18 protein-coding genes are annotated in these 17,495 nt (G+C 50.3%); 6 read left to right on the top strand and 12 right to left on the bottom strand.

The features are described from left to right. Nucleotide 1 precedes the first annotated feature (1 nt). The 4 genes from ACN0S4_RS03970 to folE2 all read right to left on the bottom strand — a co-directional run bounded on the left by ACN0S4_RS03970 (nucleotide 2) and on the right by folE2 (nucleotide 4,065). Nucleotides 2-574 carry a GNAT family N-acetyltransferase gene (locus ACN0S4_RS03970; RefSeq protein ID WP_417656415.1) on the bottom strand — a complete coding sequence of 191 codons (573 nt, stop codon included), beginning with the start codon at nucleotides 572-574 and terminating at the stop codon, nucleotides 2-4. A gap of 5 nt (nucleotides 575-579) precedes the next feature. Further along, complete coding sequence (gene ahcY, locus ACN0S4_RS03965) at nucleotides 580-1,944, bottom strand: adenosylhomocysteinase (RefSeq protein ID WP_417656414.1); 1,365 nt, start codon at nucleotides 1,942-1,944, stop codon at nucleotides 580-582. A 103-nt stretch (nucleotides 1,945-2,047) separates the two neighbouring features. After that, nucleotides 2,048-3,061: an adenosine kinase gene (locus ACN0S4_RS03960; protein WP_417656413.1), complete on the bottom strand. Its 1,014-nt coding sequence runs from the start codon at nucleotides 3,059-3,061 to the stop codon at nucleotides 2,048-2,050. A gap of 65 nt (nucleotides 3,062-3,126) precedes the next feature. Continuing rightward, a complete protein-coding gene (folE2, locus tag ACN0S4_RS03955; RefSeq protein WP_417656412.1) occupies nucleotides 3,127-4,065 on the bottom strand; it encodes a GTP cyclohydrolase FolE2 in 939 nt (312 codons plus the stop codon). Between the two features lie 161 nt (nucleotides 4,066-4,226). Here folE2 and ACN0S4_RS03950 point away from each other — a divergent pair, with 161 nt between their 5' ends. Continuing rightward, complete coding sequence (locus tag ACN0S4_RS03950; protein WP_417656411.1) at nucleotides 4,227-4,568, top strand: Hpt domain-containing protein; 342 nt, start codon at nucleotides 4,227-4,229, stop codon at nucleotides 4,566-4,568. On the opposite strand, the gene arcA is transcribed toward ACN0S4_RS03950, so the two are convergent. The 8 genes from arcA to mutH all read right to left on the bottom strand — a co-directional run bounded on the left by arcA (nucleotide 4,548) and on the right by mutH (nucleotide 11,992). Further along, nucleotides 4,548-5,300, bottom strand: coding sequence for a two-component system response regulator ArcA (gene arcA, locus ACN0S4_RS03945; protein WP_169930451.1), 753 nt, complete (start codon nucleotides 5,298-5,300; stop codon nucleotides 4,548-4,550). The genes ACN0S4_RS03950 and arcA overlap by 21 nt on opposite strands. Before the next feature lie 114 nt (nucleotides 5,301-5,414). Beyond that, the gene (locus tag ACN0S4_RS03940) at nucleotides 5,415-7,055 is read right to left on the bottom strand and encodes an ATP-binding protein (RefSeq protein ID WP_417656410.1); all 1,641 of its coding nucleotides are present in this window, start codon (nucleotides 7,053-7,055) and stop codon (nucleotides 5,415-5,417) included. A 3-nt stretch (nucleotides 7,056-7,058) separates the two neighbouring features. After that, nucleotides 7,059-8,099 (bottom strand): methyltransferase, encoded by a 1,041-nt coding sequence (locus tag ACN0S4_RS03935; protein WP_417656409.1) that lies wholly within the window; start codon nucleotides 8,097-8,099, stop codon nucleotides 7,059-7,061. Beyond that, entirely contained in the window at nucleotides 8,096-9,127 is a 1,032-nt protein-coding gene (locus ACN0S4_RS03930) for a succinylglutamate desuccinylase/aspartoacylase family protein (protein WP_417656408.1), read from the bottom strand. The genes ACN0S4_RS03935 and ACN0S4_RS03930 overlap by 4 nt, the downstream gene beginning before the upstream one ends. An 89-nt stretch (nucleotides 9,128-9,216) precedes the next feature. Next, nucleotides 9,217-10,122: a 30S ribosomal protein S6--L-glutamate ligase gene (gene rimK / locus ACN0S4_RS03925; RefSeq protein ID WP_417656407.1), complete on the bottom strand. Its 906-nt coding sequence runs from the start codon at nucleotides 10,120-10,122 to the stop codon at nucleotides 9,217-9,219. Beyond that, nucleotides 10,119-10,556: an ATP-dependent zinc protease gene (locus ACN0S4_RS03920; RefSeq protein WP_417656406.1), complete on the bottom strand. Its 438-nt coding sequence runs from the start codon at nucleotides 10,554-10,556 to the stop codon at nucleotides 10,119-10,121. The genes rimK and ACN0S4_RS03920 overlap by 4 nt, the downstream gene beginning before the upstream one ends. 63 nt (nucleotides 10,557-10,619) lie before the next feature. Continuing rightward, a complete protein-coding gene (locus ACN0S4_RS03915) occupies nucleotides 10,620-11,309 on the bottom strand; it encodes a DUF2982 domain-containing protein (protein ID WP_417656405.1) in 690 nt (229 codons plus the stop codon). Continuing rightward, entirely contained in the window at nucleotides 11,306-11,992 is a 687-nt protein-coding gene (gene mutH, locus ACN0S4_RS03910) for a DNA mismatch repair endonuclease MutH (RefSeq protein WP_417656404.1), read from the bottom strand. Before mutH ends, ACN0S4_RS03915 begins: the two co-directional genes overlap by 4 nt. 88 nt (nucleotides 11,993-12,080) lie before the next feature. Here mutH and rppH point away from each other — a divergent pair, with 88 nt between their 5' ends. From rppH to ACN0S4_RS03885, 5 genes are read left to right on the top strand one after another with little or no spacing between them, the layout of a single operon-like run. Next, on the top strand, nucleotides 12,081-12,635 hold the full coding sequence (gene rppH / locus ACN0S4_RS03905; RefSeq protein ID WP_417656403.1) for an RNA pyrophosphohydrolase: 555 nt from the start codon (nucleotides 12,081-12,083) through the stop codon (nucleotides 12,633-12,635). 12 nt (nucleotides 12,636-12,647) lie between these two features. Further along, on the top strand, nucleotides 12,648-14,921 hold the full coding sequence (ptsP, locus tag ACN0S4_RS03900) for a phosphoenolpyruvate--protein phosphotransferase (protein ID WP_417656402.1): 2,274 nt from the start codon (nucleotides 12,648-12,650) through the stop codon (nucleotides 14,919-14,921). Nucleotides 14,922-14,955: 34 nt separating this feature from the next. After that, nucleotides 14,956-15,747, top strand: a complete 792-nt coding sequence (locus ACN0S4_RS03895) for a sulfite exporter TauE/SafE family protein (protein ID WP_417656401.1) — start codon at nucleotides 14,956-14,958, stop codon at nucleotides 15,745-15,747. Nucleotides 15,748-15,750: 3 nt separating this feature from the next. Continuing rightward, complete coding sequence (gene lgt, locus ACN0S4_RS03890) at nucleotides 15,751-16,599, top strand: prolipoprotein diacylglyceryl transferase (RefSeq protein ID WP_417656400.1); 849 nt, start codon at nucleotides 15,751-15,753, stop codon at nucleotides 16,597-16,599. Continuing rightward, nucleotides 16,596-17,447: a thymidylate synthase gene (locus tag ACN0S4_RS03885; protein ID WP_417656399.1), complete on the top strand. Its 852-nt coding sequence runs from the start codon at nucleotides 16,596-16,598 to the stop codon at nucleotides 17,445-17,447. Before lgt ends, ACN0S4_RS03885 begins: the two co-directional genes overlap by 4 nt. Nucleotides 17,448-17,495: the final 48 nt, after the last annotated feature.

The following is a 17,495-nucleotide window of genomic DNA, read 5'->3' as shown; positions in this document are numbered from 1 at the left end:
GTTAACTGAAATCTTTAAAACGCAGAATCATCTCACCAGCGGCACAGTGACAAACGCCGTCACAAATGGGGCAGTGATAGCCTTCTTCAACCGATAATCGATACCAGCGATCGGCGTGCTCTTTAATGAGCTCGCCACCACAACGGCTGAAATATGAATAGGCTGAGTTGTTCGGACTTTGCATCCAAATATGCGCGAGCCCAGCTTTGCAACCCAATTGACGGGCTGCTTGAATCGAGTGGTCTAGCAAACCCCGACCAATACCAGCACCACGAATATTTGCGTCTACTGCGGAGCATTTGAAGTAACACATTTGCTCTACGGCAACCGGCCATTCAGAGGGTGTACAGTATTCGTCGATGTCCCAGTTACCTGGAGCAAAGGTCAAGCGAATACCAGCCAGTTTGCCATCGACAAAAGCGAGCCAATTAAGATTGGTTGAGCCAACTAGGCCGCGCTGGGCATAATCTGCCAAAGATTCAGGAGTGAGATAATTTTCACCATGAACCTGGTTCCCTAATTCAAGCACGGCCGCGTGATCGGCGGCCGTGAGTTCCTTATAAATAACCGTCATAAAGTTTAGTAACGATAATCGTCCGATTTAAATGGTCCTTCGACGGCAACATGGATGTAGTCAGCTTGCTGCTGGGTTAACTTGGTGATTACACCACCAAAACCTTGCACCATATACTTCGCGACTTCTTCATCGAGCTGCTTCGGTAATACTTCGACGCGCAGCTTGGCAGCTTTTTCAGCCGCTGGCAAGTCGGCAAACTTCTCTTCAAACAAGTGAATTTGCGCAAGTACTTGGTTTGCAAAAGAACCATCCATAATACGACTTGGGTGACCGGTGGCATTACCGAGGTTCACCAAACGACCTTCCGATAACAGCAACAAGTAATCTTGTTTATCATCGCTACGGTAGATTTTATGTACCTGTGGTTTCACTTGCTCCCAGCGCCAGTTTTTACGCATGAACGCGGTGTCAATTTCGTTATCGAAGTGACCAATGTTACAGACTACTGCAGTTGGCTTTAATGCTGCCAGCATGTAGCGGTCACACACATTGACGTTACCAGTGGTCGTTACCAGCAAATCGGTGTTGGCCAGCAAGTTCTTGTCGATACCCGATTCATCGCCAGTGTTGACACCATTCAGGTATGGCGACACCACTTCGTAGCCATCCATGCACGCTTGCATGGCACAAATCGGGTCAATCTCAGCGATTTTTACTATCATGCCTTCTTGGCTAAGACTTGCGGCAGAACCTTTACCAACGTCACCATAACCAATCACCAACGCTTTCTTACCCATCAGCAAGTGGTCAGTACCACGTTTGATAGCGTCGCTTAACGAGTGACGGCAACCGTACTTGTTGTCGTTCTTTGATTTAGTGACCGAGTCGTTGACGTTGATAGCTGGAACTTTCAGCGTACCGTGCTTCAGCATCTCGAGCAGACGATGCACACCGGTAGTCGTTTCTTCGGTAATCCCATGCACGTTGTCGAGCATTTGCGGGTACTTATCATGGATCAACAGGGTCAAATCACCACCATCGTCTAAAATCATGTTGGCATCCCACAACTCGCCGTCTTTCCGACAAGTTTGTTCCAAGCACCATTCGTACTCTTCTTCAGTTTCGCCTTTCCACGCAAACACAGGCACACCAGCGGCTGCCATTGCTGCAGCGGCATGATCTTGCGTTGAGAAGATATTACATGATGACCAACGCACTTCCGCACCCAACTCAATCAGGGTTTCAATCAACACTGCGGTTTGAATGGTCATGTGAATACAGCCGATAATGCGCGCACCAGCCAATGGCTTGCTCGCAGCATATTTACGACGAATGGTCATCAACGCTGGCATCTCTGACTCAGCGATAGAAATTTCTTGACGGCCCCACTCGGCGAGGCTGATATCGGCAACTTTATAATCTTGCATGACTACCCCTTAAAGATAGTGAATGGTGAACAGTGAACAGTGAAAAGCGAGACAAACCAAAATCCTTTCTGTTCACTATTATCTATTCACCGTTCACCTTGTTTTAGTTGAATTCTGGTTCGTGCTGCAGTCGGATCAGCAGTTGTTGCTGCCGGTCAAGACTCAGCCGCGGTCCAAACTCCGAGACCACTTCGGCAGCTGCATGACTTGCGAGCATGCCGCAGGCCGCTAGTGAGTACCCACGAGTCAGACCATACATCATAGCGCCTGCGAACATATCGCCGGCACCGTTACTGTCTTTCGCAACCACTTTGACGCCTGGTACGGCTATTTGACGCGTACCGTCGGCCAGTAATGCGCCGTCTTTACCCAGCGTAATGGCAACAATGCCAGCGTGTTGCTGTAATTGTTGCATCGCAGCTTGTACATCCGCTGTGCCGGTGAGTAACTCAGACTCTTCGTGGTTACAGAAAAGTACGTCAACACCGCCGTCTAGGATCGTATCGATACCCTCACGGAAGTATTTCACCATGGCTGGGTCAGAGCAGGTGACTGCAATCTTCGTATTATTGGCTCGAGCGACTTGTTTGGCATGACGAATGGCCTCTAAAGCAACTGGAGACGTGACCAAATAACCCTCAATGTACAGGTATTCGGCGCTCGCAATGGCGTCGTCATCCAGTTCTGCAATAGATAAATCGGCGGTAATGCCCAAATAGGTCCGCATTGTGCGTTCAGCGTCTGGAGTGACCATCACTAAACAACGACCGGTTTTGCCTTCATGCTGGCAACTGCCGATGTTCGTGGTGATACCCACGCGCTTCATGTCTTCACAGTAGAAGGTGCCCGCTTGGTCGTCAGCGACTTTACAGCAATAGAATGCTTTGCCGCCAAACTGGCTGAACGCCACCAGTGAGTTTGCAGCAGAGCCACCGCCCGATTGCTTCTTCAATTCACCGCGTTTGGCCAATTCTTTAATCAAGCGCTCTTGGTCAGCGTCCTCGATTAAGGTCATCATGCCTTTTTCGATGTTATGTTGACGGAGAAACTCATCCGTGACTTCAAACTCTTGGTCGACTAGCGCGTTGCCAATCCCGACAATATCAATCGATTTCATAGTTGCTCAAAACAAAAAAATTCCGGCCGAGTAGTATAACTCAGCCGGAATCTGGGGTCGATGAATCAGGCTTTAAAACCGCCCGGAATACCCTTTGTTGTGATGCTCACTGCGTCATGCGCATGCAATGACTCATAGTGATTCACACGGATCCAGAAGTCTGAGTAATCAGGTTGATGATTCAGAGTAAACTGGAGACGACGTGCTGCATCTTCACAGAACATTAAATTTTGACCGTTTAGACGCGCGAATTCTTGCTCGTCTTCACGTTTTACCGCAGCTTGTACCGGAGTCTTGAGTGAGCCTTCGATGGCATCAATCAACGCGATAATTGGAAACTCGGTGATTGCGTCGCCCAGCTTCACTTTTACTTCAGCAATGGAACGCTGACTGTGCGGAGTTGCCACGATACCTTGTGTAGTTCCCAACCAACGGTGAACAGCCTCTGCATCCACATCTGCATCGGTACCAAATTGGTTCGAGAATGCTTCTTGGATAAGCTGACGAGCCAATGCTGCTGAACACGGGCAGGTAGACGAGTACGGCACATCGACGGACAACTCGAGGTCAAGTTCGCCGGCGTTGTAACGACCCACCAAAACCACTGGGTACGACTTCCAACCTTGCTTCTTACTGATCAGCGCTTTTCGACGAATCTGGTAATCGAAGCTAAACTTAACGTAAGCTTGATCAGCCAAGCCGTCGTGGCTGGCGATAAAATCGTGCAACAAACGACGTAACGATTGGTGAGTGAGCATGTCGTTATTCGACAACTCCTCGAGCAACAGATACAGTCGAGACATATGAATGCCTTTTGCTTTCGGATCGGTGAGGTTCACGAACGCATCGATCAGCGCATTGACTGGACGCTCCGGTTCGTTTGCTGCACCGACAACCATCGGCATTTCGATATTACTCATGCCAACCCAATCCAATGCACCTTCTGTTTGTGCTTTGGTTTGATTAGCGATATCTGGCATCATTGTTGGTGTTGCTGTTGGCATGCGTTACGGCTCCAAACGTTGCAAAAATTTAATGTCCCCAAAAAGGGGGCGCTAGTATACTTGATCTTACTCATTTACGGTAGTTTGCCAGAATGAGTTCAATCAGCGACTGAAAGTTTTCGATTAAGACAATCGAGTCCAAACCACTAAGGATAGCTAAGATGTTGGATGAACGCCTACTTGAACAGTACGCCGAGCTTTTGGGCAATGAAGGATTGCTCGAAATGTATGAGACTTTCTCAGATAACATCCGTGGTTATGTGGATACGCTCAACTGGCTTCTGGCGCAACGTGACGAAGTAGAAACGCGTCGGCAAGCGCACAAATTGAAAGGTGCCTGTCGGTCAGTTGGTTTGCGACAGTTGGCGAGAACCATGGAATCGGTTGAGCGCGAAGCTTGGACATGGGAACAAGTAGAGCCGCAGATAAAAGAATGGGTAGCTGAGCTACCCATTCATCAAGCACAACTGAGACGCTGGCTATCAGCTCGGGGAATTGAGTGACGGCTGGTCTAGGTGACGAATATTCACTTGGCCAACGAATCGATAGCCTTCGCCGTGAATAGTCGTGATTAGATTTGGAGTATCGCCAAATCCTTCAAAGTGACGACGAATACGGCGAATGGCGACATCAACAGTCCGGTCATTCGGGCGTAATTCGCGGTCCAACATCTTCTTCACTAAGGTTTCGCGGTCCAGAATTTTCCCTGGATTCGTGAGGAACAATTCCATAGCACGATACTCACTCTTCGGCAGTCGGAACATTTTTCCTTCTGGGGAGAATAAGCAGCGGCTATCGCTCTCTAAACGCCAGTTATTGAATTCGTAAACGATACTATCGTGACCAATCGTTTTCTCTTGGCTCTTCAGTGCCTCAATACGACGATATAGGTTACGCACGCGAATAATCAGTTCTTTCGGATTATACGGTTTGATCAGATAGTCATCTGCACCCAACTCGAGTGCCAATAAACGATCTTCTTCAGCGTCACGGCCGGTAAGGAAAATGAGACCGATGTTTTGGTTTTCACGCAGCTTCTCAGCCAACTCAATACCGCTCTTGCCAGGTAGGTTGACGTCCATAATAACTAGGTCAACTTGTTGACGAGCCATGATGCGTTGCATTTGCATGCCATCTGCCGCATCAAAAACGTCATAGCCTTCTTGTTGAAATAGGCGAGTGAGTGTATTGCGAGTCACGACCTCGTCTTCAACGATCAGTAATCTTGCACTCATAAGTAGTTCCATTAACATATGTTGAAAAGTGGTGAACATTGTTAGTGTAGCAGAAGCTAAAAAAAGATAAATTAATTTTGTGTAAGAAATCGACCAATAACTCGCAAAGCTAGACTAAATGCGGCCGCACTGTTGTAGGGGGATCTCGATCAGGAAGGTAGTGCCGGCATTAAGTTGCGTTTCATACTCAATGTGACCCTCCAATAATTGATTAACGAGGTTATAGACGAGATGCAATCCGAGGCCGGTTGCACCCAATCCACGTTTGCTCGTTACGAAGGGGTCAAAGATGCGTCGACCAATCTGTTCCGGAATACCTTCACCATCGTCCGCGTAAGTGATTTTCAGGTGTGTCGGTTGTTCTTCGAGTTTAGCTGTAATCACTTCAAACTGAATACGGATATGACCATGATCACGCTCTGCGAAAGCGTGCTGCAAGGAGTTCTGTACCAATTGCATCAATATTTGCGTGAGTGGGCCTGGCCGACTACACACCACTATATCTGCTGGACACTCGACATCAATCTGGTGCTCGTCAAGTTGCGGGAAACGATTGTGCAGCGATGCCACCACGTCAGTCACGAAACTGTTGAGTTCGAACTCACGCGGATCTTCTGCAAACTGGTCCATTGCTAACTGCCCGAAACGCGTAATCAAATCGGCAGTCCGTTTAATGTTACGACTGATCAACTGTAGGTTTTCATCCGTGGCCTGCAGAAAGTCTTCAAATTGTTGGCTGGTAATTTGCCGCTCAGCAAACTTACTCCGCATCGACTCCAATTTATCTTGCAGAATTGATGTGGAGGTAATGGCCAGGCCAACTGGCGTATTTACCTCATGCGCAATACCCGCAACCATGTCGCTAAGCGATGACATTTTCTCCGCTTCAACGAGCTGACGTTGGTATTGATGCAGTTTCTCGAGAGTATTCAGTAATTCTTGGTTGGCATCACGCAGTGCCGCAGTGCGCTGCGCTACCTGCCGCTCTAATTCGGTATTCAGTTGACTGGCTTGTTGTTCAGCCAGCTCTTGCCGCCGAATGTGCTGTTGAATGCGCTCAAGCATGGTATTGAAGCTGCTCGAGAGACGTTCCAGCTCATGCAACGAGGCCTCTGGTAAGCGCATGGAGTAGTCTTTATCTCGTGCGACTTCTTGTAATGAGTCCACCAACTGATCAATCGGACTCATGATGTAGCGTCGCAATCTGAGTGTAATCAGCCAAGCCAGCAACATAGAGCAAAGCACGACAATAAACGACACGACGATACTCAGCCAAACGAGGTTATCGATATCGTCCCGAGAGGCACGCAAATAGACGTAACCAACCACCCGGTCATCAATGCTGACCGGCCACGCGGCCTCAATATAGCGCTCTGCTAGGCGCGCCCCCAGCAAGCTCTCAACACGCTCAAACCGCGCTGGTATAGGCGCCAAACTCTCGCGGTTATAGCTACCAAAATAGCGCATCATGGCGGAGCTCTCGCCCAGCTGATACAAATGAATATGATCGATGTACTTAGTTTCAGCGAGGTTTGCCAGCCACTCGGTGGGGTCGCGCCCGCCATCAAACACAATGCTGCGACTGCCACTAATCGCAATCAAGCGCGTAAACTGCTCAGTACGCTCTAACAGCCTCTGTTCGACATTTTGAATCAACAGCGTGCTCACCACTATGCATGCAAGCGTCACCAATATGGTCGTGGTGGATATGACCATAAGGGAGATGCTGCGTTTAATAGAGGTGAATCCGATCATGGTTTAACGCCGCTTGCGATCACGTGACTTGAGTCGAGCCCGATAAACCGCAAATCGGTTGTCTTCTGCAATTCGGTCATAGGTACCGAAAGTCTTTTCTAGCAATTCGGGCCAGGGTAAGAAGCGGTTTGCGACCAGCCAGAGCTCGCCGCTGAGAGTCAGATGTTGATGGACGTCACGTAAGAATTGTTCACCGATCTTATAATCGGTCGCCAGCCCGGTATGGAAGGGCGGATGGCTGACAACATAGTCGTAGCGTGGCAAATTGGACGGTAATCCTTCCTCGGCAAGCAACGTACCGGTGAGGCCGTTTTGCTCGAGAGTCTTGCGGGTCGCCGCCAACGCCATGCAACTGACATCAAGATAACTGACGTCAAGTTCCGGACCAGCGCGGTTTAACCAAGCGCCCAACACACCATGGCCACAAGCAAAATCAAGTAACTTCCCGCGCTGCCATTGTGGTAGATGTTGCAGCAACATAGCGCTGCCTGCATCAATGCTTGGGAACGCGAAAACACCAGGGTAACTGGCCAAATGTAAGGGTTCTTCTTGACCGGGTTGCGGGAGTTCGCAACTGGTTAAAAACGACTCCAGCGCGAATGTAGTCTGTTGTTTGACCGCCGTCGCAATCAGTAGAGAATGATTGCCACTGGTAATTTTCTGCGCGGGTTCGAGACAGTCTGGTAACACCTTGTGAATACTCTTGATCCCACTACGATTTTCGCCGACCAGCCAGATGGTGCTTCCGGTTGGCAACACGCTTGCCAGTGCGCGGACGATATAATCGGTTAGCGGTTTTTCTTTAGGTAACCAGACCAGCGCCGCAGTCGCTTCGCTGTGCGGGGGCAGCTCACCGAAGTGATGTAAACCAGAACCGCGTTGCCAGCGTTTCGCGTAGCCTGCGTGCAAGTTCCAAGTAGCTTGGACATCCAGCTCGGCTGCAACTTCAGGATCAGGCGCATTCACTAGCAACAAGGGTTGTCCTGCAAACCGATCGGCATGCCGGATAATCAGTTGTGACGGTGCCTGTAATCGATTCTTCATGTGGGCTTCCGTTCATATGCTTCGGTAAAGACATCGACGCTCTCAGTGGCATCGTCCATGTCTTCATTGTCTTCAAACTGAGCGACATTAAAAAGCGCTTCCCCCTCATTGGCAACCGGAATATTCGAAATGCCAATGACAATGCCATGATAAGGGCTGCGAATTGGATTCAGCTCCACACCATGTGGGTTGACGGTTTGCGCAATAATCTGACCCTTAGTGATGGTTTGGCCAAGCTCAACTTTGGGGATGACCAATCCGTCTGATTCTGATCGGATCCAATTGCTGCGATGCGCGACTACTGGCGTAACCTTTTTACGAGTGCGTCGACCCTTCAACATCTTCAGCATTTTCATGACGTTCTGTACGCCATTAACGCCCGCATGAATGGCCGCGTAATCAAAACGTAGCGCTTCACCGGCTTCATACAAAATTAACGGAATGCCCAGCTCGGTCGCGAGCGAACGTAAGGAGCCGTCGCGTTCTTTCGAATGCAAAATTACCGGTGAGCCAAAGCTTTCAGCCATCGCCAATGCTTCATCATTAGTGGTATCGACGCGAATCTGTGGCAAATTACTGCGATGAATAGCACCCGTGTGCAAATCAACGATGTGCGTCGCATTTTTGACTAAGGTCTCACTGAATAAATGAGCGAGTCGACTGCCTAATGCGCCACGTTCTGACCCCGGGAAACAGCGATTTAAATCGCGTCGGTCCGGCAAGTAACGCGATTGCTGGATAAAGCCAAACACATTCACCACTGGCACGACGATGAGTGTACCCGCGAGTTGGAGTGGGTCAATCAAGCCCATTAAACGTCGGCAAACTTCGACGCCATTGAGTTCATCGCCATGAATCGCTGCACAGACAAGTAATGTAGGTCCCGGCTTCACGCCATGGAAAACTTCTGCATGCAAATCCATCGGCGTGTCGTTATACAGGCGCGCTGCAGGAATTTTGATGCTATGCCGGGAGCCAGCAATAATGCGCTCCCCAGCTAAATGAAATACTTTTACTTTCCCAGCCATGAAACCCCAAGCAAGCAAGTGAATAGTGAACAGTGAACAGTGGACAGTAAAGATTCTCTATTCACCGTTCACTTTTTACTGGCAGTTCGTTAGCCTCTGCCCTTGGTTCGCGTGCGATGTGCTTTCGCGTGATTCTCAATAAAACTGATGATTTGCCCAGCAACGTCTTTGTTGGTCGACATCTCAATTCCTTCCAGACCCGGCGACGAGTTCACTTCCATCACCAGAGGGCCATGATTGGAGCGCAAGATATCGACACCCGCTACATTTAAGCCCATGGTTTTAGCGGCTTTAACCGCAGTCGCGCGTTCTGCCGGCGTGAGTTTGACCAGGCTCGCGCTACCACCACGATGCAGGTTGGAGCGGAATTCGCCGGCTTTCGCCTGACGTTTCATGGCGGCAATAACCTTGTCGCCGATGACAAAACAACGGATATCGGCACCACCCGCTTCTTTAATATATTCTTGCACCATGATGTGCGAGCGTAAGCCCATAAAGGCTTCAATGACGCTTTCGGCTGCTTGCCGAGTTTCGGCTAAGACCACGCCGATACCTTGGGTGCCTTCCAGCAATTTGATAACCAGCGGTGCACCACCGACCATGTCGATCAAATCGGGAATGTCTTGCGGCTGGCTAGCAAATCCAGTGATCGGCAAACCAATACCTTTACGGCTCAATAATTGCAGTGAACGCAATTTATCGCGGCTTCGGGAAATCGCTACCGATTCATTCAGAGGGTAGGTCCCAATCATTTCGAATTGGCGTAATACAGCCGTGCCGAAGAAGGTTACCGACGCACCAATGCGTGGGATTACGGCGTCAAAGGGCGGTAAATCGCTTCCTTTCATGTGAATCGACGACTCACGGGCATTGATATTCATATAGCAACGTAGCGGGTCGAGCACGTGCATTTCGTGCCCAGCAGCCTCACCGGCTTCGACCAGTCGCTTGGTTGAGTAAAGTCTTGGGTTTCGCGATAAAATGGCGATTCTCATGAATGCGCTCCAGTCACAGGTTGACCGAGTAAAAAAGATGATTGTGGGTCTACCACAAATTTCCCGCGCATGGCCTGTCGGCCGAGGAGCATGCGGAATTTCATGGTATCACGATTCGTTAATGTTAGCTCTATCGGCTCAGCGAACGCACCTAACTGGAGATGGCTACGAATCACGTAGCGCAGCTCCGTATGACCGCCAGAATCGGTCACCTCGCGTTGATCAGCAATCGGTGCTTCACAGACGTGCTCACGATCGCTGTCTTGCTCTGGATGCAGCCAAATACGCAACCACGGCGCACCGTCGCGCTCAAATGGCTCCAGCCGAAATGCATGCAGACACGAGGTCTTGGCACCGGTGTCTACTTTCATTTTAATGGCATCAACTCCCAATTCGGGGAGGGCGCCCCATTCGCGCCAACCAATAGTTTCCATGCATTACTTCCGCTTTAGAATGATGTGGCAAGAATAATGGGCTGACGCCTAAACAGCAAGCGTCTATAGATGTTGCTGACGACTGCTCTGTAACTGGCGTAAATGCTGGATAAACTCATCGAGCGGGCGGTCGAGTGCACTGGCATGAATATAAATATCGTAGCCGAGTAACTCACGGAGTTGCTGGGAGCGCACGGCAAACATGGCTTGCAGTCCTTTATATTCGCGGCCGCTACGGCCAATAAAGCGCTCGGGGATATCGTAGTACTGGCTGTAATCACTAAGATCCGGCCGTTCATAGCGCAGCCCCAGCGCAAGCAAATGGCGCTGTTCCACTATCACATGAGACATAAGTCGGGGTGAAATGCGTTCTAGGAGTACCTCAATATCTTCCAATCGAAAGCCAAGATAGGGCAGGTCTTCTAGGTTTAAGCCACGGTGAACACGCGGTGCATCAAAGCGAGTAATGGCTTCCCATGGCAAGGTCCATCGACCACGTCGGTGTGAATAGGTAATTTCGGCAGGAGTAATAATGAAGCTGGTCTCAGGCTCTAGTAGTTTCGCAATACCGAGAAACAGCAGTACCGCGCTGGCAATCCATAATAGTCCGAAAGCAGCAGGCGCTAACGGTGCCTCCACCAACCAACAGAACATCGCTACTGCAAAGAACAAAACGCCGAGCAGGCAGAAAGTCAGCGCGTTTTGGCGCGCCGAGGGACTGATATTACGCTGTAAAGGGCTGGGTGTACTCATAACTCATCAGTACGAGTGTCATCGAAATCTAGATTGAAGGCTTCAGCAATTAACTGCTGCGTAAACTGGGTTTTCAGATAGAAGCCGCGAGGCAGTGTCTGGATGACTTCGCCATGACGTCCAATGGCGGCCGTTTTGACCCTGCCATTGGCTGCCTTTGGACGCAATTGCATCACTTCGCCTTGGTGCGCGCTAATCGATTCCACTTGGCCCAGCGCAATTTTGTCCATGTGCTCTTGCCAATCTGCTTTCAGCTGAGCTTCCTGCTGAGCCGACGGCCGCCATAAGAAAGCAGTGCCAACCGTGCGTTGGGCCAGCGGGACATCACGGCGCCCGTCAATCGGTATCCACAACACACATTGCAATTTATTGCGAACGTTGGAGCGCTCCCAGGTTAGTTCGTGCACATCCATCAACGGAGTGGTGCACACAAAGGTGGTTTCGAGCGGTTTGCCGCGTGCGTTCAAGGGAATGGTTTTGAGCTCGACGCCTAACTCTGGGAAGTCTTGTGCTGCTTGCGAACCTGCACTAGCACCGAGTTGCTTTTCTAACAATTGCCCGACCCAACCTTTATGCCGCCGTAAATCGGCTGGCACTGCTAATTTTACCTCGGCGGCCAAGTCGGCAAACGTACGACCAGCGAGCGCGCTGGCGCGATTAAACAAGGTTATCAGGTCTTGCACGGGCGTCCTCTCTGTGCTTTTCCTCTTTTCATCACGCGGCGATTATGGAAGAATCAACCTTAGAAGTCGAATTTAAGAGGATGCTCGCGTGATAGACGCAGAAGGGTTCCGAGCAAACGTCGGAATCATCATCTGTAACGAGCAGGGACAAGTCTTTTGGGCGCGTCGATTTGGACAACACAGCTGGCAGTTTCCTCAAGGTGGCATCGATGACGGCGAAACAGCCGAACAAGCCATGTACCGTGAGTTGTGGGAAGAGGTAGGCTTAAAGCCCGAGCAAGTAGAGATCGTCTACACCAGTCGCAACTGGTTTCGCTACCGCTTACCGAAACGTCTTGTGCGACGCGAACAACGACCAACCTGTATTGGTCAGAAACAGAAGTGGTTTTTGCTACGACTCAAATGTGCAGAAGCAGACGTCAACGTGATGTGCTCGTCACATCCCGAATTTGATGACTGGCGCTGGGTCAGCTATTGGTATCCTGTGCGACACGTAGTGTCGTTCAAACGGGATGTGTACCGTCGCGTGATGAAAGAGTTCGCCCCTATTGTCATGCCAACCGCCGGTGGTCAACGACAACAGCACTCGGCGCCGCGTTCAGGACCAGTAAAGAGGCAACGCCACTCCCGTCGTAAACGTTGATGGAGTGCAACCGTGCTACGAGTATTGCAACGTATTGTCGAGGCCGTGAACCAAGCGCCAGATTTCGAACTGGCGCTGCAAATCATGGTGCGACAAGTAAAAGAAGCGTTGCAGACTGACTCGTGCACGATTTATTTGGCTGACCACGATCAGCAGCAGTTTGCACTGGCAGCAACTGATGGCCTCGTTATTCATTCCGATAAACCCATTCATGTCCCTTTTGGCGAAGGGATCATTTCACTCGCGGCGCAACGCGAAGAGCCGTTGAATATTGCCAATGCGGCAGACCATCCAAAGTTTCTCAAGCTCGACCAAGTAGATGAAGAACGCTACAAAGCCATGTTGGTAGCGCCAGTTATTCATCGCCGTCGAGTGCTCGGTATTCTCACCGTCCAACAAGCCAATGCGCGTGCGTTCACGCGTGACGAGGAAGCCTTTGTGGTGACACTCGCAGCGCAGCTGGCCGTGGTGGTGGCGCATGCCGAAGCGAAAGGGCTGTTGCGAACCACTAGTCAGTCTCCTTGGTTGCACACACTAAAAGGCTTGCCGGCAGCTCCCGGTGTCGCCATTGCTGAAGCCTATGTAGTGCGACCGCGCGCTCGACTAAGCGAAGTGACGCCGAAGAAAACCGAGATGCCGGAGCACGAGATTCGTCGCTTCCGCGCGGCGGTAAAACGGACGCGAACCGAACTGACTGAGCTGAGTGATCGCATGCGTGACCAAGTGGCGGAAGAAAGCCTCGCAATTTTTGAGGTTTATCACGCCATGCTGGATTCGGAGTCGCTAGGGAAGGAAGTCGAAGAGACAATCAGCCAAGGCTGGCGTGCGCAAACTGCCCTGCGCAAGGTTGTTGAGCATCTCGTCAATCAATTTGAAGCCCTCGACGATGAATACATTCGCGAGCGAGCTAGTGATGTCCGCGATTTAGGACAGCGTATTTTATCGCACTTGAAGCAGCACACTAGTGCTCAGCATAATCCTCCTGAGAACTGCATTTTAGTGGCTGAAGAAGTCACGCCAACTATGCTCGCTGAACTTCCCGATGCCAATATTATTGGGATGGTCTCGCTGCGTGGTTCGGGTAGCTCGCATGCAGCCATTATGGCACGTAGCATGGGCATTCCCGCGGTACTCGGTGTGGATGACCTTGCCCTCGATGAAATTGAAGGGCAAACCCTCATTGTCGACGGCTATAACGGTGACATCTTTATTAACCCACCGTTACAGGTCGAATCGGAATATCGTGAACTTGCTGATGAAGAGGTTTTGCTGCGTGAAAAAGTAGCAACTGCTCGTCATTTGCCAGTCGAAACGCTCGATGGTATCCGTATTCAATTGCAGCTCAATGTTGGCATGTCGATTGAACATGATTGGTTGACCGAGTTGAACGTTCAGGGGGTGGGGCTATACCGCACCGAAATCCCGTTTATGATGCGCGAGCGCTTGCCGACCGAGGATGAGCAAGTAGAGCTCTACACCCAAGTGCTGGATCAATTCAGTCCGCATCCGGTGGTGATGCGCACACTCGATGTCGGTGGCGACAAACCCTTACCCTATTTGCCGATGAAAGAAGAGAACCCATTCCTTGGCTGGCGCGGTATTCGTATGACGCTGGATCATCCGGAAATCTTCTTGGTGCAAATCAGAGCCATGCTAAGAGCCTCAGTTGGCCGGAATAATCTGCGTATTCTGTTACCGATGATTACCAATGCCGAAGAGGTGGATGAGTCCGCACGTATGGTTAAGCAGGCTTATCATGAGGTGGCAGAAGAGTATCAGTGCGGCGTCGATGAAAGTCTGTTTCAACCACAACTGGGTGTGATGATTGAAGTGCCAGCTATGATTTATCAGCTGCATACGGTAGCTGATAAAGTCGATTTTTTCTCGGTCGGAACCAATGATTTAACGCAATATATGTTGGCGGTTGATCGTAATAATCAACGGGTGGCGGGACTCTATGACGCCTACCATCCGGCGGTATTGCATGCGCTACAGCAAATCGCAGAACGCTGTCGTGAGCTCAATAAACCGGTATCAGTGTGTGGCGAATTGGCGGGCGAGCCGGGCGGTGCGCTATTATTAGCAGCAATGGGTTACCGCACCCTGAGTATGAATAGTTACAACATCGACCGTATTCGCTGGATTATCCGCCATGTGGAGTCGCAGCAACTCGAGCGTATGTTAGCCGCGGCATTAGCATCTCGCTCACCGCAGCAAGTGCGGCAAATTATTACTATGGAACTTGAGAAGTTAGGTCTGGGCGGATTTGTGCGTGCTGGTGCCTAATGGCAACCATTTCTCAATGCAATAAGGAACCTTTGTGCTGTTAACAGGCTGGTTATGGTGTTTAGCGGGTGGCGTGCTAGCGGGAACGCTAGCGGGCATGCTCGGCATCGGCGGTGGCCTGATCATTGTTCCATTGCTCATTTATTTGCTCCCCATTCTCGGCGTAGACCCGCAATTAGTGGTGCAAATGGCTGTTGCCACCTCGTTGGCCACTATTGTCATGACAACTCTCAGTTCCGCACGGTCTCACTTGCGTCACGGTCAGGTAAGTTTCTTTTGGGTTCGACGACTCATTCCCGGGCTCATGGTCGGGGCTGTCTTTGGTGCTTGGTTAGCGACACAGTTGAAGCCGCAATGGCTACAACGTATCTTTGCAATTGTGCTGATGGCACTGTCGATCCGCATGTTGATCCCACAGCGTTCAGGTGAGCCTTTAACCGATGTCTCGAAGCGTTTAATGGGGCTGATCAGTGCTGGTATGGGTACCCTGTCGGCGTTGGTCGGCATTGGTGGTGGTTCGTTAACCGTGCCGCTTTTACAGCGCTTACATGTACCCATTCGCCAAGCGATTGCGGTATCATCGGTGGGCAGTTTAAGTATCGGTTTAAGTGCGGCAATCGCCTTTATCGTGTTAGGTCAGCAATTGGAAAATAATTCCGGCTTGTTTGGCTACGTACATTTCGAAGCCTGGTTGGCAATTTCAATTAGTTCGGTATTATTTGCCCCTATTGGCGCATCACTGGCACAGAAAATACCCGTAAAACATTTGCAGCGGTTTTTTGCCGCGTTTTTAGTCATTATTGCCATTAAATTAGTTATAGGATAACTCATGTCGACCACCGAGTTTTTGCAGCACCCGAATATCGATCCCATCATTTTTGGCTTCGAGGTATTCGGTTTTGACATCGCGCTGCGGTGGTATGGACTGACCTATTTGGTGGGTTTCTTCTTCGCTTGGTATTGGGGAAATCGGCAGTGCAAAATGGCACACTACAAAGCGCACGGCTGGACCGAAAAAGTATTTGGTGACGTGCTGTTTTGGGGTTTTGTCGGCGTCATCTTAGGCGGCCGCATTGGTTACGTTATCTTTTATCAATTTGAGTATTTCATTAGCAACCCAATGTACCTCTTCAATTTCGGTAGCGGAGGGATGTCCTTCCACGGTGGTATGTTGGGTGTCATTGCCGTGCTGGCGTTATATGCCCGCAAATTGAATATGTCACTGCTCAGAGTTGGTGACTTCATTGCACCACTTGTGCCCATTGGGCTCGGCATGGGGCGTATCGGGAACTTCATTAATGGTGAATTATGGGGACGCGTAACGGACGTGCCTTGGGCCATGATTTTTCCTGCTGCTGGACCAGAACCACGCCACCCATCACAGTTGTATCAAGCTACCCTTGAAGGCTTTGTGTTGTTTGCCATTTTGGCGTGGTATTCACGTAAGCCGCGTCCGACTGGAGCGGTTGGTGGACTCTTTTTGCTGGGCTACGGCGTAGCGCGTTTCGCGGTGGAATTTGCACGTGAACCTGATTCGCACCTAGGTCTGTTGTCTTTAGGGATGTCGATGGGACAGTGGTTATCACTACCGATGATTCTGGTCGGTGCCGGTATCATGATCATCGCACACAAACGTCAGCTTCCAGCCACACCAGCCGGTAAGAAGGGCAAGGTATGAAACAGTATTTAGAATTATGCCAACGTATCGTAGATCAAGGTGAGTGGGTCACCAACGAACGCACGGGTAAACGCTGTTTAACTGTGATCAATGCTGACCTTGAATATGATGTGGCTGGCAACCAATTCCCTCTCATCACCACCCGTAAAAGTTATTGGAAGGCCGCAATAGCCGAACTGATTGGTTACATTCGTGGTTACGACAACGCAGCTGATTTCCGACACATTGGCACCAAAACCTGGGACGCGAATGCGAATCTCAATGAAGCTTGGCTCAATAATCCTTACCGCAAAGGCGAAGATGACATGGGCCGCGTCTATGGTGTGCAGGGGCGTGCATGGGCAAAGCCTGATGGTGGCGTTATTGATCAATTACAAAAGGTCGTCGATGACTTGAGTGATGGACTCGATGATCGCGGCGAAATTATTAGTTTCTATAATCCCGGTGAGTTTCACATGGGCTGCTTGCGCCCGTGTATGCACACCCACAACTTCTCGTTATTAGGTGACACGCTGTACCTCACTAGCTTCCAACGCTCGTGTGATGTGCCACTGGGTCTTAATTTCAATCAGATCCAAGTGTTCACATTCTTAGCACTGATGGCGCAAATTACCGGCCATAAAGCGGGACGCGCGTATCACAAAATCGTCAATGCCCACATATACGAAGACCAACTGGCGCTGATGCGTGACGTGCAACTGAAACGCGAACCTTACCCATCGCCGCAGTTACACATCAACCCTGACATAAAGTCCCTCAAAGATCTGGAGACTTGGGTCACCATGGACGACTTCGAAGTGACGGAGTATCAGCACCACGAGCCAATCGCGTATCCCTTCTCAGTCTGAGTGACAGTGAATAGTGAGCAGCTGGTAAAAAGTGAACAGTGAATAGTG

Origin of the sequence: Pseudidiomarina aestuarii (genome assembly GCF_048263735.1) — a bacterium.
GTDB lineage: Bacteria > Pseudomonadota > Gammaproteobacteria > Enterobacterales > Alteromonadaceae > Pseudidiomarina > Pseudidiomarina aestuarii_B.
The sequence above is the reverse complement of the archived record's forward strand: the minus strand, read 5'-3'. Positions and strand labels throughout refer to the sequence as shown.

Bases quoted from the DNA above. Each gene is read 5' to 3' on its own strand.
- ACN0S4_RS03970 (WP_417656415.1), bottom strand. From the start codon at position 574: ATGACGGTTATTTATAAGGAACTCACGGCCGCCGATCACGCGGCCGTG.
- ahcY (WP_417656414.1), bottom strand. From the start codon at position 1,944: ATGCAAGATTATAAAGTTGCCGATATCAGCCTCGCCGAGTGGGGCCGT.
- ACN0S4_RS03960 (WP_417656413.1), bottom strand. From the start codon at position 3,061: ATGAAATCGATTGATATTGTCGGGATTGGCAACGCGCTAGTCGACCAA.
- folE2 (WP_417656412.1), bottom strand. From the start codon at position 4,065: ATGCCAACAGCAACACCAACAATGATGCCAGATATCGCTAATCAAACC.
- ACN0S4_RS03950 (WP_417656411.1), top strand. From the start codon at position 4,227: ATGTTGGATGAACGCCTACTTGAACAGTACGCCGAGCTTTTGGGCAAT.
- arcA (WP_169930451.1), bottom strand. From the start codon at position 5,300: ATGAGTGCAAGATTACTGATCGTTGAAGACGAGGTCGTGACTCGCAAT.
- ACN0S4_RS03940 (WP_417656410.1), bottom strand. From the start codon at position 7,055: ATGATCGGATTCACCTCTATTAAACGCAGCATCTCCCTTATGGTCATA.
- ACN0S4_RS03935 (WP_417656409.1), bottom strand. From the start codon at position 8,099: ATGAAGAATCGATTACAGGCACCGTCACAACTGATTATCCGGCATGCC.
- ACN0S4_RS03930 (WP_417656408.1), bottom strand. From the start codon at position 9,127: ATGGCTGGGAAAGTAAAAGTATTTCATTTAGCTGGGGAGCGCATTATT.
- rimK (WP_417656407.1), bottom strand. From the start codon at position 10,122: ATGAGAATCGCCATTTTATCGCGAAACCCAAGACTTTACTCAACCAAG.
- ACN0S4_RS03920 (WP_417656406.1), bottom strand. From the start codon at position 10,556: ATGGAAACTATTGGTTGGCGCGAATGGGGCGCCCTCCCCGAATTGGGA.
- ACN0S4_RS03915 (WP_417656405.1), bottom strand. From the start codon at position 11,309: ATGAGTACACCCAGCCCTTTACAGCGTAATATCAGTCCCTCGGCGCGC.
- lgt (WP_417656400.1), top strand. From the start codon at position 15,751: ATGTCGACCACCGAGTTTTTGCAGCACCCGAATATCGATCCCATCATT.
- ACN0S4_RS03885 (WP_417656399.1), top strand. From the start codon at position 16,596: ATGAAACAGTATTTAGAATTATGCCAACGTATCGTAGATCAAGGTGAG.